This window comes from Streptomyces ferrugineus, from assembly GCF_015160855.1.
In the GTDB taxonomy this organism is placed as follows: Bacteria; Actinomycetota; Actinomycetes; order Streptomycetales; family Streptomycetaceae; genus Streptomyces; species Streptomyces ferrugineus.
Window position 1 is genome coordinate 7338717 of the sequence record NZ_CP063373.1, and the last position, 16592, is coordinate 7355308.

Annotated in this window: 10 protein-coding genes; 7 read left to right on the forward strand and 3 right to left on the reverse strand. The window is 72.6% G+C overall.

The features are described from left to right. Nucleotides 1–70: 70 nt before the first annotated feature. A complete protein-coding gene (locus IM697_RS32855; protein WP_407699562.1) occupies nt 71–3160 on the forward strand; it encodes a beta-N-acetylglucosaminidase domain-containing protein in 3090 nt (1029 codons plus the stop codon). Here IM697_RS32855 and IM697_RS32860 read toward each other — a convergent pair whose 3' ends face one another. Continuing rightward, nucleotides 3161–3925, reverse strand: a complete 765-nt coding sequence (locus IM697_RS32860) for a sugar isomerase domain-containing protein (protein WP_194039722.1) — start codon at nt 3923–3925, stop codon at nt 3161–3163. Between the two features lie 178 nt (nt 3926–4103). Between IM697_RS32860 and IM697_RS32865 the strand changes: the two genes are divergently transcribed. From IM697_RS32865 to IM697_RS32890, 6 genes are all read left to right on the forward strand, one after another. Continuing rightward, a complete protein-coding gene (locus IM697_RS32865) occupies nt 4104–4985 on the forward strand; it encodes a MurR/RpiR family transcriptional regulator (protein ID WP_194039723.1) in 882 nt (293 codons plus the stop codon). Nucleotides 4986–5096: 111 nt separating this feature from the next. Continuing rightward, nucleotides 5097–9338, forward strand: coding sequence for a glycoside hydrolase family 38 N-terminal domain-containing protein (locus IM697_RS32870; protein ID WP_194039724.1), 4242 nt, complete (start codon nt 5097–5099; stop codon nt 9336–9338). Next, the gene (locus tag IM697_RS32875) at nt 9335–9976 is read left to right on the forward strand and encodes a peptidyl-prolyl cis-trans isomerase (protein ID WP_194039725.1); all 642 of its coding nucleotides are present in this window, start codon (nt 9335–9337) and stop codon (nt 9974–9976) included. Before IM697_RS32870 ends, IM697_RS32875 begins: the two co-directional genes overlap by 4 nt. A 121-nt stretch (nt 9977–10097) precedes the next feature. Further along, nucleotides 10098–11468 (forward strand): extracellular solute-binding protein, encoded by a 1371-nt coding sequence (locus IM697_RS32880; protein ID WP_194039726.1) that lies wholly within the window; start codon nt 10098–10100, stop codon nt 11466–11468. A gap of 2 nt (nt 11469–11470) precedes the next feature. Then, nucleotides 11471–12511 (forward strand): carbohydrate ABC transporter permease, encoded by a 1041-nt coding sequence (locus tag IM697_RS32885; RefSeq protein WP_228044273.1) that lies wholly within the window; start codon nt 11471–11473, stop codon nt 12509–12511. After that, nucleotides 12508–13356 carry a carbohydrate ABC transporter permease gene (locus tag IM697_RS32890; protein WP_194039727.1) on the forward strand — a complete coding sequence of 283 codons (849 nt, stop codon included), beginning with the start codon at nt 12508–12510 and terminating at the stop codon, nt 13354–13356. The genes IM697_RS32885 and IM697_RS32890 overlap by 4 nt, the downstream gene beginning before the upstream one ends. Here the strand turns inward: IM697_RS32890 and IM697_RS32895 are convergent. Continuing rightward, a complete protein-coding gene (locus IM697_RS32895; RefSeq protein WP_194039728.1) occupies nt 13320–15563 on the reverse strand; it encodes a glycoside hydrolase family 3 N-terminal domain-containing protein in 2244 nt (747 codons plus the stop codon). The two genes, IM697_RS32890 and IM697_RS32895, sit on opposite strands and share 37 nt — an antisense overlap. Next, the gene (locus IM697_RS32900; RefSeq protein WP_194039729.1) at nt 15560–16591 is read right to left on the reverse strand and encodes an N-acetylglucosamine kinase; all 1032 of its coding nucleotides are present in this window, start codon (nt 16589–16591) and stop codon (nt 15560–15562) included. The genes IM697_RS32895 and IM697_RS32900 overlap by 4 nt, the downstream gene beginning before the upstream one ends. Between the last annotated feature and the right edge of the window lies 1 nt (nt 16592).

The window sequence follows — 16592 nt, forward strand, 5'->3', positions numbered from 1 at the left end:
TCTAGCATCACCCGGTGGATACATTCACCCCTCGGCCTTCCCCCCAGGAGAACTCGTGCCAGGAGGACTTGTGGTTCCATCCGCGCGTGACAGACGTCCACGGCGCCCGGCCCGGTCCGCCACCGCCGCCCTGTTACTGACCCTCGGCCTCGCCGCACCACCCGCGGCCGCCGCCGTGCCCGAGCCCGGCACCCGGGCGGAGCAGGTGTGGCCGACGCCGAAGAGCGTGCGTCAGGGCCCGGGCCGGCTCACCGTCCCGGACCGCGTCGTCGAGGTCGTCGGCCCGGGCACCGACCCCTCCGCCCGACGCCTGCTCGACAAGGTGCTGCGCGAGGCCGGCGCCGAGCACATCGTCACCGTCAAGGCGGGTGAACGGCCGCCCGCCGCCCGTCTGACCGTGTACGTCGGCGGTCCCGGCGAGAACACCGCCACCGGGCCTGCGCTGAAGCGGCTCGGCGCCAAGTCCCCGGCCGGCCTGCCCTCCGGCGGCTACACCCTGGCCACCGGCCGGCCCCACGGCCGCGCCCTGGTCGCCCTCTCCGGCGTCGACACCGCCGGCACCTTCTACGCGGTCCAGACCCTGCGCCAGCTCGTCACCGGCAGCCGCCTGCCCGTCATGACCGTCCGAGACTGGCCCACGGCCGCCCTGCGCGGAGTCATCGAGGGCTTCTACGGCACCCCCTGGTCGCACGCCGAGCGCCTCGCGCAGCTCGACTTCTACGGCCGCACGAAACAGAACGTCTACGTCTACTCGCCCAAGGACGACGCCTACCTGCGCGCACGCTGGCGCGACCCGTACCCGCCCGCCGACCTGACCAGGCTGCGGGAACTGGTCGACCGGGCCCGCGCCAACCACGTCCGCTTCACCTACGCCCTCTCCCCCGGGCTCTCCGTCTGCTACTCCTCGGACGCCGACGTCAAGGCGCTCACCGCCAAGTTCGACTCGCTGTACGACATCGGGGTGCGGTCCTTCGCGATCCCGCTCGACGACATCAGCTACACCAAGTGGAACTGCCCCGCCGACGAGCGGGAGTTCGGGACGGGCGGGGGTGCGGCGGGCGCCGCACAGGCCCGTCTGCTCAACACCGTGTGGCGGGAGTTCACCGCCGGGCACACCGGCCTGAAGCCCCTGGAGATGGTCCCCACCGAGTACTCCGACCTCGCCGACTCCCCGTACAAGAAGGCGCTGCGGGAGAAGCTCGATCCGTCCGTGGTCGTCGAGTGGACCGGCGTCGGCGTGATCGCGCCGACGATCACCGCCGAGCAGGTGAGACAGGCCCGCGAGGTGTACGGCCATCCGATCCTCGTCTGGGACAACTACCCGGTCAACGACTACGTCACCAGCCGCCTCCTGCTCGGCCCCTACACAGGCCGAGAGCCCGGCGTGGCCGAGGAGGTCACCGGGGTCACCGCCAACCCGATGGTCCAGGGCGAGGCGAGCAGGATCGCCCTGTTCACCTCGGCCGCCTACCTCTGGAACCCGGACGCCTACGATCCCCGGGCGGCCTTCCTCGCCTCCGTACGGGATCTCGCGGGGCCCGGCGCGGCAGAATGGCTGCGGATCCTCGCCGAGAACAACTACTCCTCCCTGCTGGATCCGACCGAGTCCCCGACCCTCACCGAGCTCATCGCGGCCTTCCGCAAGGCGTACGAGGAGGACAGCGGGCTCGACCGAGCGGCAGCCCGGCTCACGTCCTACTTCGCCGACATGGCCGCCACCCCGGACCGGTTGCGTGCCCGCCTCGACAACCCCGGGTTCCTGGCGGAGACCTCCGCCTGGCTCGACAAACTCGGCCGTTACGGCACGGCGGGCAGGACGGCCGTGGAGCTGCTGCTGGCCGACAGGCGCGGTGACACGGACGCGGTCGCGACCCACTGGGCCCGGCTGCGCGCGGAGCGCAAGGAGTTGGACGCCGTTCCCCAGCAGGTCTCCCCGGGTGTGATGGACCAGTTCCTCTACACGACGATGCTGGAGACCGCACCAGACCCGGGCGTCGACGCCGTCTTCTCGCCCGGCTCGCTGTCGCTGAAGCCCGGGGCCTCCGCCACGGTCACCCTCGACCTGTCCGACGCACAGACCAAGACCGTCGACTGGCGGCTCCATGTACCCGACGGCGTCACCGCCACGCCCGCCGAGGGCACGGTGACCACCCCGGCGTCGGTCACCGTCACCCTCACCGGCGTCACCGAAGGCGTCCACTCCGTCGTCGTGTCGGGGGAGGGACTCCTCGACCGCGCGCTCCCCGTCCAGGTCAGCGACGGCACCGGCACGCCCCGCGCGCTGACCGCCGACTTCAGTGGTGCGTCGGTGACCTCCCTCGACCTCTCCAGCGGGACGAGCAGGAACATCGCGGTCGGCGACAACCCCGGCGAGGTCGTCGTCGGCGCGGACGGCCGGACCGCGTACGCCGCCAACCAGGGCTCGGACACGATCAGCGTGATCGACGTGGCGAAGGGCACCGTCACCGCCACGGTCCCCGTGGGCAAGGTCCCCGCCGGGCTCGCCCTCACCCCGGACGGCCGTACGCTCTGGGTCGCCAACTACACGGACGGCACGGTGCAGCCGATCGACACCGGCACGCTGAAGGCGGGAGCACCCGTCGCGGTCGGCTCGGGCCCCGAGAACATGGCGATCACGCCCGACGGCGGGACCCTGTACGTGGCCAACATCCACGACGACACGGTGAGCCCCGTCGACCTCGCCACCGCTGACGCGGGGAAGCCCATCCCCGTCGGCCCGCGCCCGTTCAACGTGGTCGCCGCGCCGGACGGCAGGACGGTGTACGTGTCCAACTCCGGCGGCTCGACGGTGACGCCGATCGACACGGCGACGAACGACACCGAGCCGACGCTCCTGGTCACCGGCCAGGCCTACGGGCTCGGCCTGTCGCCGGACGGCCGGACCCTGTGGATCAGCCCCAGCAACGGGGACCACGTCACGCCCGTCGACACGGTGACCGGCGCCCCCGGCGCCAGGGTCACGGTCGGGCGGTCCGCCTTCGACGTCGGTCTGGACTGGAACGGCGGCACGGCCTACGTGACGACCGCGGACGGGAACGCCCTGGTGCCGGTCGACACGGCGACGGGCGCCGTGAAGGAGCCGCTCGGCACCGGCGCCTATCCGCTGGCCGTCGCGCTGACACCGGTACCGGTGGAGTGATCAGCTCGCGGTGCGCCGGATCCGTCCGGCGTACCGCTTCTCCAGCTCCAGATTGCCCTCGAAGCCGCCCGGCACATTGGCCGAGACGTACACCGGCGGGCGCTCCCCGGCGGCGAGCAGCAGGGCGGAGGCCTCCGCCACGGCCATCTGGACCAGCAGCACGCCGGTCAGCGTGGACAGCGCGCACACCGCGCCGCCGCCGGGCAGCTCCAGCAGCGCGTCGCCGCGCGGGGCGGCGTTGTCGAGGACGACGTCCGCGAGGTCGGCGAGCTTGCGGCCGCTCGGGTGCCCGGCGGGGACGGCGCGGGTGTGGGAGAGGGAGGTGATGGCGAGGACGCGGTGGCCGTGCTCCTTGGCGTGCAGCGCCATCTCCACGATGACGTTGTTGACGCCGGAGTTGGAGATCACGACGAAGAGGTCCTGGGGGCGCGGGGCGGCCAGGTCGTAGAGCCGGGCGGCGACCCCGGCCCGGCGCTCCAGGAGCGGGTCGTCCAGGACGCTCGGGGGCTCGCCGCCGTACAGGACGAGGTCGGCGATGCTCAGCCGGTTGGTCGGCACAAGGCCGCCGGCCCGCCCGGCCAGTTCGAGGACGATGGCCTGGGAGTGGCCGGTGCCGAAGGCCTGGATCACGCCGTCGGTGCGTACGCAGTCGGCGATGAGTCCGGCGGCCCGGGCCACGTCGTCGCGGGCGGACTCGGTCAGGCGGTCGAGGACGGCCATGCTTTCGTGCGCGAAGCGCCGGGCGCTCACGGACTCGTCGGACACGCGTCACTCCCCACTGATGGATGTGAACCAATGATGGATTGAACCACCCTGCATGACTTCATCGGTGAATCAATAAATCACAGACCGAGCGGCACGGGCAACGAGCCGTCCGCAGGCCCGCTCCGACCGGTCCTGGTATTCAAGTCGTGCGATATAGGGTGGCTGATACCTTCTTTCCATGCCCCCGACGGACGTCACCACACTGATCCGCACCGAGCTGCCCCGGCTGGCCGGCTCCCTGCGGAAGGTCGGCGAGCTGATCCTGGAGGATCCGGCCGCCGTCACCCACTGTTCGGCCGCCGAGCTGGGCCGCCGCACCGGCACCTCCCAGGCGACGGTGACCCGCTTCTGCCGCGCCATCGGCCTCGACTCCTATCAGCATCTGCTGATCGAGCTGGCCCAGGAGCGCGGCCGCGGCCAGGCCTCCGACTGGGGCACCGCCGAGATCGGCCCGGACATCTCCCCCGACGACTCGCTGGAGCGGGTCGTGCAGGTCGTGGGCAACACGGATCTGCGCGCGGTGCAGCAGACCATCGACCGGATCGACCTCGACGCGATCGAGCGGGCCGCGCAGGCGGCGGCGCGGGCCCGCCGTATCGACGTCTACGGCGTCGGGGGCAGCGGGGCCGTGGCGCAGGAGACCGAGACGCGGCTGTTCCGCATCGGCTGTGCGGTGCGCGGCTGGACCGAGGTGCACGCGGCCGCCACCTCCGCCGCGCTGCTCACCCCGGCGGACGTGGCCCTCGGCATCTCGCACTCCGGGGCGACCCGGGAGACCGTGGAGCCGCTGGAGCTGGCCAAGGAGCGCGGGGCCACGACGGTGGCGATCACCTCCGACCCGCGCTCGCCGCTGGCCAGGGCCGCCGACATCCGGCTGATCTCGACCGCCTCGGAGACCAACTTCCTCACCGGCATCGGCGGCCGGCACTCGGTCCTGGTGCTGGTCGACTGCCTCTACGTCCGGGTCGCCCAGCTCTCCTACCAGCGCGCGAGCGCCTCGCTGGCGCTGACCGACCACATCATGCCGCAGCACTCGGTGAAATCCCGGCGCGGCCGCTGAGCCTTCCGGTCTGCATGGATGAACCACCGAGAAATGACACGCATGGTTGTTTGAACCATCCGCCGCTGCCAGGATGGGCTCCCCGAGCACTCGTAGTCTCGTAGGAGCCCCATGCGCGTCATCTCTGTCGAGTCGACCGAGCTCTTCGCCGGCACCGCGCACGCCCCACAGCAGGTGCTGGCCGTCGAGATCCGCCATGCCCCCGGCCGGGCCGTCCATCTCACGGCGGAGGGGCCGGGTGTCCGCGGCAGCGCCGAGGCGATGACGGGGGACGACGGCGCCGTACGCGCCGAGATACCGGTGACGGCCGACCACGCGCCGGGCGACCGTACGCAGGTCAGGGTCATGGTGCAGGACGCCGACGATCCGGCTCTCACCGCGGAGCACGCCGCCGAGTTCACCGCCGCCGAACCCGGCTGGACCATGTTCATGGTCAGTCACTTCCACTACGACCCGGTCTGGTGGAACACCCAGGGCGCCTACACCGAGACCTGGGACGTCGCCGACGACCCCGCCACCACCGGCCTCGCGGCCCGCACCTTCGACTCGCGCGGCCAGTCCGGCATGAGCCTCGTCCGCGCCCACTGCGATCTGGCCCGGCGCGACCCGGCGTACACCTTCGTGCTCGCCGAGGTCGACTACCTCAAGCCCTACTGGGACGCCTTCCCGGAGGAGCGCGCCTTCCTGCGCCAGCTCATCCGCACCGGCCGCGTCGAGATCATGGGCGGCACCTACAACGAGCCGAACACCAACCTCACCGGCGCCGAGGCGACCGTACGCAACGCCCTGTACGGCGACGGCTTCCAGCGCGGCATCATCGGGGCGTCGCCTCAGACGGCCTGGCAGCTCGACGCGTTCGGGCACGATCCGCAGTTCCCCGGGCTGATGGCGGACGCGGGGGTCAGCTCCAGCTCATGGGCGCGCGGGCCCTTCCACCAGTGGGGGCCGACGCTCTCGGTGTTCGGCGAGGAGCCCCGCGACCCGAAGCGGATGCAGTTCCCGGCGGAGTTCGACTGGATCGCCCCGTCCGGGCGCGGGCTGCTGACCGCGTACATGGTCAACCACTACGGCGCCGGCTGGGCGATCGACAACGCGGCCACGCTCCCCGAGGCGGAGGCCGCCGCGTTCAAGCTGTTCCGGGGGCTGAAGCAGGTCGCGCTCACCCGCAACGTGCTGCTCCCGGTCGGCGGTGACTACGCGCCGCCGTGCCGCTGGGTGATGGACATCCACCGGGACTGGAACGCCCGTTACGTCTGGCCGCGCTTCATCAGCGGCACCCCGAAGGACTTCTTCGCCGCCGTCCGCGCGGAGTTGGCCGCGGAGGGCCGAAAGGCGTCACCGCAGACCCGCGACATGAACCCCATCTACACCGGCAAGGACGTCTCCTACATCGACACCAAGCAGGCCCAGCGGCACGGCGAGACGCTGCTCGCCGACGCGGAGGCCTGGGCGACGCTCGCCTCGCTGGTGGCCGGGCACCCGTATCCGGACGCGGCGCTCGACAAGGCGTGGCGGCAGCTCGTCTACGGCGCCCATCACGACGCCATCACCGGCTCGGAGTCCGACCAGGTCTACATCGATCTGCTCACCGGCTGGCGGGAACTGCACGACCTGGCCGAGACGGTCCACGCCGACGCGACCGACGCCATCGCCCGAAGGGTCGCCCAACTGCCGGGCGCCACCCCGGACTTGGTGGTCTTCAACGCGGCGACCTGGGAGCGGCGCGACGTGCTGTCACTCGACGACCCGGGCCTCGTCCCGCTCGACGACACCGGCCTGCCCCTGCCCGCCGTACGGGAGGACGGCCGACTCCACGTCGTCGTACCGGAGGTGCCCGGCATGGGCCTCAAGGCACTCCCGCTCGCCGAGGGGACCGTCCCGGCGTGGACGCCCGGCGAGGGCGTCACCATCCGCAACGAGTTCTACGAAGTGACGGTCGACCCCGCACGCGGCGGCGCCGTCAGCGGTCTGCGCGCCCTGGCCGAGGGCGGCCGGGAACTGCTGCGCCCCGGCGACATCGGCAACGAACTCGTCGTCCAGGAGGAGTATCCGAGGCACCCGCGCTTCGGCGAGGGCCCCTGGCACCTCACGCCGACCGGCACCACGACCGCCCGCAGCCGGGACGTCACGGCGGACATCGATGTCGAGCACTCGCCCGCCGGATCCCGGATCACCGTCCGCGCCGACCTCGGTCTCTTCCGCTGCACCCAGCGCCTCACGCTCTGGAAGGGCGTCGACCGCCTCGACCTCACCACCACCCTCGACGGCTACGACGGCGCCGACCGGCTCATCCGGGTCCGCTGGCCCTCCGACGTGCGCGGCGGGCTGCCGGTGCACGAGGTCGCCGACGCGGTGATCGGGCGCGGGTTCGGGTTCGTGGAGGTGGACAGCGAGCGGTTCCCGTGGACGCTGGACAACCCGGCCAACACCTGGTTCGGGCTCGGCTCCACTGCCCGGGTCGAGGTGACCGACGGCTCCGGCCGTCCGCTCGGCGAACGGTCCATCGGAGTCGCCGAGTTGGTGTACGCCTCCTGGGACGACGCCGGTGAGCTGGGCGCCGCGCTCGCGGCGGCCCTGGTGCGCGTCGGCGTGACGGCCACCTCGACGATCGCCGGGGGCCCGCGCTACGGCGACCTGGAGGTCGACTCCAACCTGCCCGACATCCGCATCGCGGTCGGCGCGCCCGAGCGCAACACACTGGTCGCCGAAGCCCTCGGCTGGGACCCGGCGGCCGGGCGGGAGCTGCGCCGGCAGCTCGCCGAGCAGGGGGTGGCGGCCGTCTGGGTGGCGCCGCGCGCCTCGCTGCGCGAGGAGTGGGTGCCCGGCGCCGACCTGCGCGACCTGGAGCGGCTGCCGCTGCTCGTGGTGGCGGGCGCCCGGCCCGAGGACGACGCCAAGGCCGTGGACGCGCTGATCGCCGACCTGGACGACGCGGTCGTACGGGCCACGGCGGCGGGCGGCGGAGAGGCGCTGCCGCCCGGGGACGCCTGGGACGGGCGCAGCTTCGCGGTGCTCAACCGGGGCACGCCCGGGTGCGTGGTGACGTCGTCGGGCGACCTGTACATGTCCCTGATGCGCTCCTGCACCGGCTGGCCCTCCGGCATCTGGGTCGACCCGCCCCGGCGCACGACGCCCGACGGCTCCGCCTTCCAACTCCAGCGCTGGTCCCACACGTTCGAGTACGCGGTGGTCGCGGGCGCGGGCGACTGGCGGGAGCTGCGGCTGCCGCAGGCCGGGCACGCCTTCAACCATCCGCTGACGGCCCGGCTGAGGCGGACGGCCGCCGAGGACGCCGTACTGCCCAGGAAGGCCGTGCTGTTGGGGCTCGAGCCGGCCGGGGAGGTGCTGCTCGACGCGCTCAAGCCGGCCGGGTCGCCGCTGGCGCGGGGCAGCGTGGCGCCGGCCGATCCCGGGCGTGGGGTCGTGGTACGGATGCACGAGGTGAACGGGCGGCCGGTGCGGGCGCGGGTGAGCGGGCCTCGGGAGTGGACGGAGGGTGCGCGGGCGGACGTGCTGGAGCGGCGGGGAGAGCCGCTGACGGCCGACGGCCAGGGGGCGCTCGCGGCCGACCTGACCGGGTTCGAGGTGGCCACGCTGCTCGCCACCGCCGACGCGGGAACCGCGCCCGGCCCCGGAGTCGCCGCCCACGAGCCCGCCCAGCCCGTCCCGACCCGCTACTGGCTCCACAACTCCGGCCCCGCCCCACGCGGCAACATGCCGGTCACGGTGTACGTCTCGCCGACCACGCTCACCGCCTCCGACGGCCCCGTCACGGCGACGGTCCGGGTCGCCTCGGAGCTGACCGACGCGCCGGTGTCGGGCACGGTGACGCTGCACGTCCCGCCCGGCTGGTCCGTCACCCCGGCCGAACTGCCGTACGCCCTGGCGCCCGGCGGGTTCACGGTCGCCGAGGTCACGGTGGCCCCACCGCCCGACCCCGGGCCCGGGCGGCACTGGCTCGCGGCCCGGCTGTCGTACGGCGGGCAGACGTACGAGGACGTCGTGGCGCTGGACGTGGCGGACGGGCACCGGGGCCCGACTCTGGTGACGGAGCTGGGGGTCGAGCGGGTCAGTGTTCGCCGGGGTGAACGGGTCCAAGTCCCCGTGACCCTGCGCAACCGGACCCGGGGGCCGATCAGCGGCACCCTGTGGGCGGTGTCGTCGTGGGGGACGTGGGCGGGTGTGACGCCGGGCTGCCAGGGCTTCACCGTGGCCGGCGGGGAGCGGGCCGAGTACGTGATCGAGGTGGACGGCGGGGCGGTGGCTCCGGGGTCGTACTGGTTGATGGCGAAGGCCGGTTGGCACGGCTGCGTGGCGTACACGGCGGCGGTCGAGCTGGTGGTGACGCGATGACGGGGGACTATGCGGCTCGCGTGCACGGTGAGGAAGTCCCCAAGGAACGCGTGGACGCCTTCTTGAGAGGCGGTTCGGCAACGTCCCCCAGGGGCGCGGGGAACTGCGCGACCAGCCACAACAGACCCGCAGCCGAACGACAACGACGCCGATGGGCAACCCAGGTAGTCCTGATAGACGAACTGGCCCGCCGCACCTGCGCGAAGCGCGGCCTGCCACCCCCACCGGAGATGCAGCCGCCCGCCACCGTGCCGGAGGCGGACGTCGCCGACCTCGGCAGCATCATCGCCACGGCCCTCGCCCACTCCCCCGCCGCCCGCGCACTCCTCGCCGCGCTGGAGACCGAGCAGCGCATCCCCGAGGAAGCCGTACGCGACTACTACGACCGCAACCGCGACCGCTACCTCACCCCGGACGCGCTCAGGCGCGGCGTCGATCCCTACGCCCCGGCAGCCGTGCCGACGGACTTCCTGCCGTACGGACACACCCGCGACGGCATCGAACGCGAACTGCGCCAGGCGGCCGGCCGCGTCGCGTTCTTCGGCTGGCTGGACCACGCGCGGACCGGTGTGGAGTACGCCCCGGGACACGAGCACCCGGGCGACCCGTCCCACCAGGACCACGAGCACCGGCACTGAACGGAACGCAAAAGCAACACGGCAACCCATTGACCTCCGATGAATTCTGGTCCACCTTTTCATCAATCGGAGCCAAACTTGGTTAATTGAACCAGCCCTGGCTGGTTCCAGGAGGGCACCCATGCGCGCAAGCAGACTCCCCGGATCCCTGGCATGTTTCCTCGCCCTGGCGCTCACGGCCGCCGGCTGCGGCCTCTCCGGCGGCTCCGACGAGGGGGAGGCCACGGCCGGCGGATGCAAGGTCGACAAGGCGAACGTCGGGTCCGGCGCTCTCTCCGGCGACGTCAAGGGCGACATCACCTTCCAGACGACCAACTTGAAGAAGGACTTCGGCGACTACTTCAACGGTGTCATCGCCGCCTTCGAGAAGGAGCACCCGGGCACGCAGGTGAAGTGGATCGACGACCCGGGCGACGCCACCTTCACCCAGCGCCTGGTCGCCGACGCACAGGGCTGCACGCTGCCGGACGTGGTCAACATCAACGTCAACACGGCGATCGCGCTGACCAAGAACGGCTATCTCCTCAACCTCGACCAGAAGGCGCCGGACGCGGGCAAGCCGTTCACCGCCGCCATGTGGAAGTCGAGCACCTACGCCGAGGCCGACGGCACCAAGGTGCACAGCGTGCTGCCGTGGTACTCCGGCGGCATCGTGCAGACCTTCAACACCGACCTGTTGAAGGAGGCGGGCCTGGATCCGGCCAAACCTCCGACGACCGTCCTGGGGCTGTTCGACGACGCCGAGAAGATAGCCAAGGCCTCCGACGGCAAGTACTTCGCCTTTCTCGCCAACCCCCAACACCGCATCCCCGCCGACTGGCAGCAGATGGACATCAAGGTGCTGTCCGAGGACGGCAAGAAGTTCACCTTCGCCGACGACCCGAAGACCGTGCAGTGGGTCGAGGGCATGACGAGGCTCTACAAGGCGGGGGCGATGCCGAAGGACTCCCTGTCCTCCACCCAGGACCCGGCCAACGTCTACGGACAGGGCAAGCTGGCCTACGGCCCGACCAACCCCAACTTCCTGCGCTTCATCCAGCAGAACAACCCGACCGTCTACGAGAAGACGGGCGTGGCCCCCTTCACGCTGGACGCCCTCGGCCACACCGTCGGCGCCCCGCAGTACATCGGCGTGGCGTCCACCAGCAAGAACGCGGTGACCGCGCTGGCCTTCGCGCGGTTCCTGACCAACGCCGAGAACCAGCTGGCGTGGGCGAAGGACCCGAACGTCGTCATCTTCCCCTCCACCACCGCCTCGCTGGACGACCCGTTCTTCCAGTCGGTCAAGGGCACCGATCCGTTCGCCGAGGCCCGCAAGATCGTCGCCAGTGACCGCAAGACCGCGACCGCCGACGAGATCGCCCTCACGCCGGGCGAGCTGAACGCGATCGTCGCCCAGATCCAGCTGGCCATGCAGGGCAAGAAGAGCGCCCAGGACGCGCTGGACGAAGCCCAGGCCAAGGCCAACAAGCTGATCGAGCAGGCCGGCTGACGATGGCTCAGCACACCGCATCGGACAAGGCGCCCGTCCCCGCTCCCCCGGGGGCGGGCGCCCCGCGCCCCGGCGCTTCCCCCACACCGCCTCCGCCGGGGCTGCTGCGCCGCACCCTGCGCGCCGTCACGCCCGGCCCGGCGCCGGACGCGGGGGGCGCGGCGCTGTATCGCCGCTGGTGGCTGCCCTGGCTGTGGATGCTCCCGGCGATCGTCGGCACCACCGTCTTCGGGGTGTTCCCGTTCCTCAACACGATCCTGGTGTCCTTCACCGACGCCAAGCCGCTCGGCGGCGCGTACGACGTGGTGGGTCTGGACAACTACACCCGGATGCTGGGGGATGCGGACTTCTGGCTGGCCACCCGCAACAGCCTGCTGTACGCCCTGATCGTCGTCCCGCTGATGGTGCTGCTGCCGCTGCTGCTCGCGGTCCTGGTGGAGAAGAACCTCCCGGGCATCGGCTTCTTCCGCTCCGCGTTCTACACCCCGGTCCTCGCCTCCTCCGTGGTCGTGGGCCTGAGCTGGCAGTGGCTGCTGAGCGACCAGGGCCTGGTCAACACCTGGCTGCAGAAGGCGCACATCATCCGCGACGCCATCCCCTTCCTGTCCGACTCGTGGCTGATCCTGCTGTCGGCGATGGGCCTGACGCTGTGGAAGGGCCTCGGCTGGTACATGATCTTCTACCTGGCCGCGCTCGGGAACGTGCCCAGGGAACTGCACGAGGCGGCGGCGGTGGACGGCGCGGGCGCGGTGCGCCGTTTCTGGCATGTCACGGTCCCCGGCGTCCGCACCTCGATGATGCTGGTCGGCACCCTCACCGGCATCGGCTCGCTGCGCGTGTTCACCGAGATCTACATGCTCGGCGGCGCCACCGGCGGCCCCGGCGGTGCCGACCGCACGCTCCCCTTCTACATCCGGGACGTCGGCCTCGACCCGCTCACCGGCAACGCCGGCTACGGCGCGGCGGTCAGCGTCGCCCTGTTCGCCCTGACCCTGGGCCTCACGCTGCTCGCGCAGCGCCTGACCAAGGAGGACGAGGCATGATGCCCCGCTGGCGCGACTACGGCCGCCCTCGCGAACTCGCCCTGCGCTACCTGCTGTTGATATTCGTCCTGTTCATCACGGTCGGCCCCCTCCTCTGGCAGGTGCTGTCCTCCCTCAAGGGCCCCACCGAGGACGTCTTCGGCTCGGGCGCCTCCCTGATCCCACACCACCCCACGCTGCGGGCCTACCGCGAGGTCTTCGCCCAGGTCCCCGTGGGGACGTACATCAGGAACAGCCTGTTCGTCGCGGCCCTCTCCATCACCAGCCAGCTCGTCTTCTCCACCATGGCCGGCTACATGCTCTCCAAGCCCGCCTGGAAGGGCCGGGGGCTGGTCTGGGTGCTGCTGATGGCGTCCATGATGTTCCCGTTCGAGTCGATCATGGTGTCGCTGTTCCTGAGCATCCGGGACATGGGCCTGGTCGACCATCTCGTCGGCGTCTGGCTGCCCGGGTTCGTCGCCGCGATCAACGTCCTGATCATGCGGGCCGCGTTCCTCGCCGTCCCGCGCGAGATCGAGGACGCGGCGATGCTGGACGGGGCCGGCGAGTGGAAGAGATTCCGGCACCTCTACCTGCCCTCCGCCTACGGCGCGATCCTGGTCGTCACCATCAACACCTTCATCAGCGCCTGGGACGACTTCCTCTGGCCGCTGATCGTGCTGCGCTCGGAGGAGCAGTTCACGCTGACGCTGGGTCTGGCCCGGCTGCAGACGTCGTCCTTCGGGTACGACCAGCGGCTGGTGATGGCGGGGTCGGTGATCTCGGTGATTCCGGTGCTGGTGCTGTTCGTGATCACGCAGCGGTGGTTCTACAAGGGGGTCTCGTCGGGGGCCGTGAAGATCTGAGTCGGTACGGCGGTCAGCGCCGCCCGCGCCGACTCGGCGACGCGGAACTCGACCGCGGTGCCGGGCGGGACGGCGCCGGCCGGGAAGGTGACCGTGCGGGTCTCGCCCGGCGCCAGGTCCACGGCCCGGAACCCGCACAGCTCCAGCGTGCGCGGCCACACGGGGGTCCGCAGCCGGCGCAGATAGAGCTGGGCGACGCAACGGCCCTGACGACGGCCGGTGTTGGTGACGTCGGCCTCGACGGTGCTCCCGGACAGCCGCGGTGGGCCGTAGGCGAAGCCCGTGTACGACAGGCCCTGTCCGAAGGCGTACGACGGCTCGGCGCTCTCGTCGACATAGCCGCCGTACTCGGTGTCCTTGTGGTTGTAGTGGACGGGGAGCTGGGCGGCGGAGCGCGGGACGGAGAGCGGGAGGCGTCCGACGGGTTCGGCGATCCCTAGCAGCACCTCGGCGATCGCCTCGCCGCCCCACGGGCCGGGGTACCAGGCGGTGAGCAGGGCGCCCGCCGTGTCGGGCACCACATGCGGGCGGCCCTGGATCAGCACCACCGCCGTCGGCGTGCCCGTCGCGACCACGGCGTCCAGCAGCGCGTACTGGGCGCGGCCCAGCCCCAGCCCGGCCAGGTCGGCGCCCTCGCCGCAGGTCAGATGTGACACGGCCCTCCGCGCGGCCCCGTTGGCGTCGAACTCCGTCTCGGGCGTACGGGCGCTGCTGCCGCCCAGCACGAGCACGGCCAGGTCGGACGCGGCGGCCGCGGCGACGGCCTCGGGGATGCCGGAGAGATCGTCGCCGGTCAGGGCGCAGCCGCGGGCGTACCGGATGTCGACGCCGGGCGGGGCGAGGGTGTGCAGGGCGTCGAGGAGGCCGGTGCCCGTGCCGGGGCGCTGTGGGGCCGTGTAGTCGCCCGACTGGTGGGCGGTGGTGGCCGCCTGGGGTCCCAGGACGGCGATACGGGAGACGGCGGCCGGGGCCGGGAGGACGCCGTCGTTGCGCAGCAGTGTGACGGCCGCGCGGGCGAGGGCGCGGCTGACCTCGCTGCCGTCGGCCGGCGGTGGGGGCGTGCCGTGCAGCCGGTCGAAGAGCCCGAGCCGGAACTTGAGCCGCAGTACGCGTGCGACGGCGGCATCGAGGGTCCGCTCGCTCACCAGCCCCCGCTCGACCGCCTCTTCCAGATGGGTGAAGCCCTCGTCCCAGAGGCTCAGATCGACACCGGCGTCGAGCGCGAGCGCGCCCGCGGACACCTTGTCGCCGGTGATGCGGGCCAGCCGGTCCACGGCGAGCCCGTCCGCCATGACCAGCCCGTCGAAGCCCCACCGCTCCCGGAGGAGCCCGGTGAGCAGGGCCCTGTTTCCGGCACAGGGCATGCCGTCGACCTCGTTGTACGCGGCCATGACGGCTGCGGCGCCGGCCCGGATCCCGGCGTGGGCGGCGGGGAGGTGGATCTCGTGCAGTTCGCGGAGCCCCAGTTCGGACTCGGCGGAGTTGCGGCCGCCGACGGTGGCGCCCTGTCCGGCGAAGTGCTTGAGGACGACGGGGGCCTTGTCGGCGGCGAAGTACTCGCCGGGCTCGCCCTGCATGCCGCGGACGGCGGCCTCCGTGAAGCGGGCCGCCAGATACGGGTCCTCGCCGAAGCACTCCTCGGTGCGGCCCCAGCGCGGGTCGCGGGCGATGTCGAGGGCCGGGACCAGGGCGACATGACCGCCCCTCGCCCGCAGTTCGGCGGCGGCGTGGGCGGCGGCGCGCTCGTAGAGCTCTGGGTCCCAGGTGGCGCCGACGGCCAGGTTGACCGGGAGGACGGTGCCGTCGAGGGCCATCAGCCCGTGCGGCACCTCCTCGACGAACAGCGCGGGGACACCGAGCCGGCTGCGCTCGACGACATGCCGCTGCACGAGGTCGGCGAGGGCCGCGGCGTCCTCGGCGCCGGGACCGCTCGTGTGGTCGACACCGGACCAGGCGTCGGCGCGCTGAAGCCCGTAGAGGGCGCCGAGCCCCTCGAAGCGGTCGGTCTCGGCGTACAGGGCATCGGTGAGTTCGAAGCCGCCGTCGGGGGTGCGGCGGTAGGCGTCCCAGCCGTACATGCGCTGGTTGAGCTGGCCCACCTTCTCGCGCGGGGTCATCCGGGCGAGGAGGTCGCCGACGCGGGCGTCGACGGGGGCGGTGGGGTCGCGGTAGAGCGGGGTGTGCCGCCGCGCTGCGACGCCGCTCATCCGCCGTGTCCCAGACGGGCGAGGGCGACGGCGCCCAGGCAGCCGTCCGCCACCCGGTCGAGGGCGAGTCCGAGCGGCCGGAGCCGGGCGGTGAGGAGGTCGGTGAGCGGCCCGTCGGGGCCGAGCAGCCCGCCGGTGGCGACGATCCGCTCGCCGGGGCGGGGGGCGAGAGCGCGGACGGTGTCGGTGAGGTGGTCGGCGGCCGTGGCGAGGATCCCCTCGGCGACGGGGTCGTTGTGCCGGGCGGCCTCGGCGACCAGCGGTGCGAGCCGCGCCAGTCGGACCGGTGGGCGGTCCATGACGGCGGGGAGCAGGCGCATGCGGTAGGCCTCGCGCCGGGCCCGGGTCCAGGAGGCCGTGTCGTACGGGCCCGGGGCACCCGGCGGCCGGACGTCCTCCGGCACTCCCAGGGTCCGCCCCACCGCCTCCCCCAGCGCCGTGGGCCCGCCCCGTCCGTCCGCCATGCGCAGCGCCACCCGTGCCGCCTCCCGACCGATCCAGAAGCCGCTGCCGTCGTCGCCGAGCAGCCAGCCGTCCCCGCCGGCGGTCTCGGCGCACTCGCGTCCGGCGATGCGCACCGCCACCGCGCCGGTGCCGGCCACCAGGGCCAGCCCGTCGGCGGGGTGGCCGGGCGCGGAGGCGAACGCGGCCTCGATGTCGCTGTGGATCTCGACCGATCCGGCGCTGATGCCCAGCCGGCCCAGCGCGACGGTGAGGGCGGCGTGCGCCTTGACGCGGCCCGGCTCGTCCGGTGCCGTGCGCGAGGCGCCCGCGAACCCGCCCGCCACGGCCACCACATGGCGGCGCAGCTCGTCCGGCACGGCTCGCGCGAGGGCCTCGGCGAGATGCTCGACGAGCTGCGGTCCGGGGACGGTCAGCGCGTTGCCGGGCCCGGAGACGCCCTCGCCCTCGGGGGCTCCCTCGATCACGGGCGCCAGGACGGCGCGCGTGCGGGTGCCGCCGGCGTCGAGGCCGACGACGTACGCCGGAGCCCGACCGGGCGAGGTTTGGTTCAAATCACTATTCATT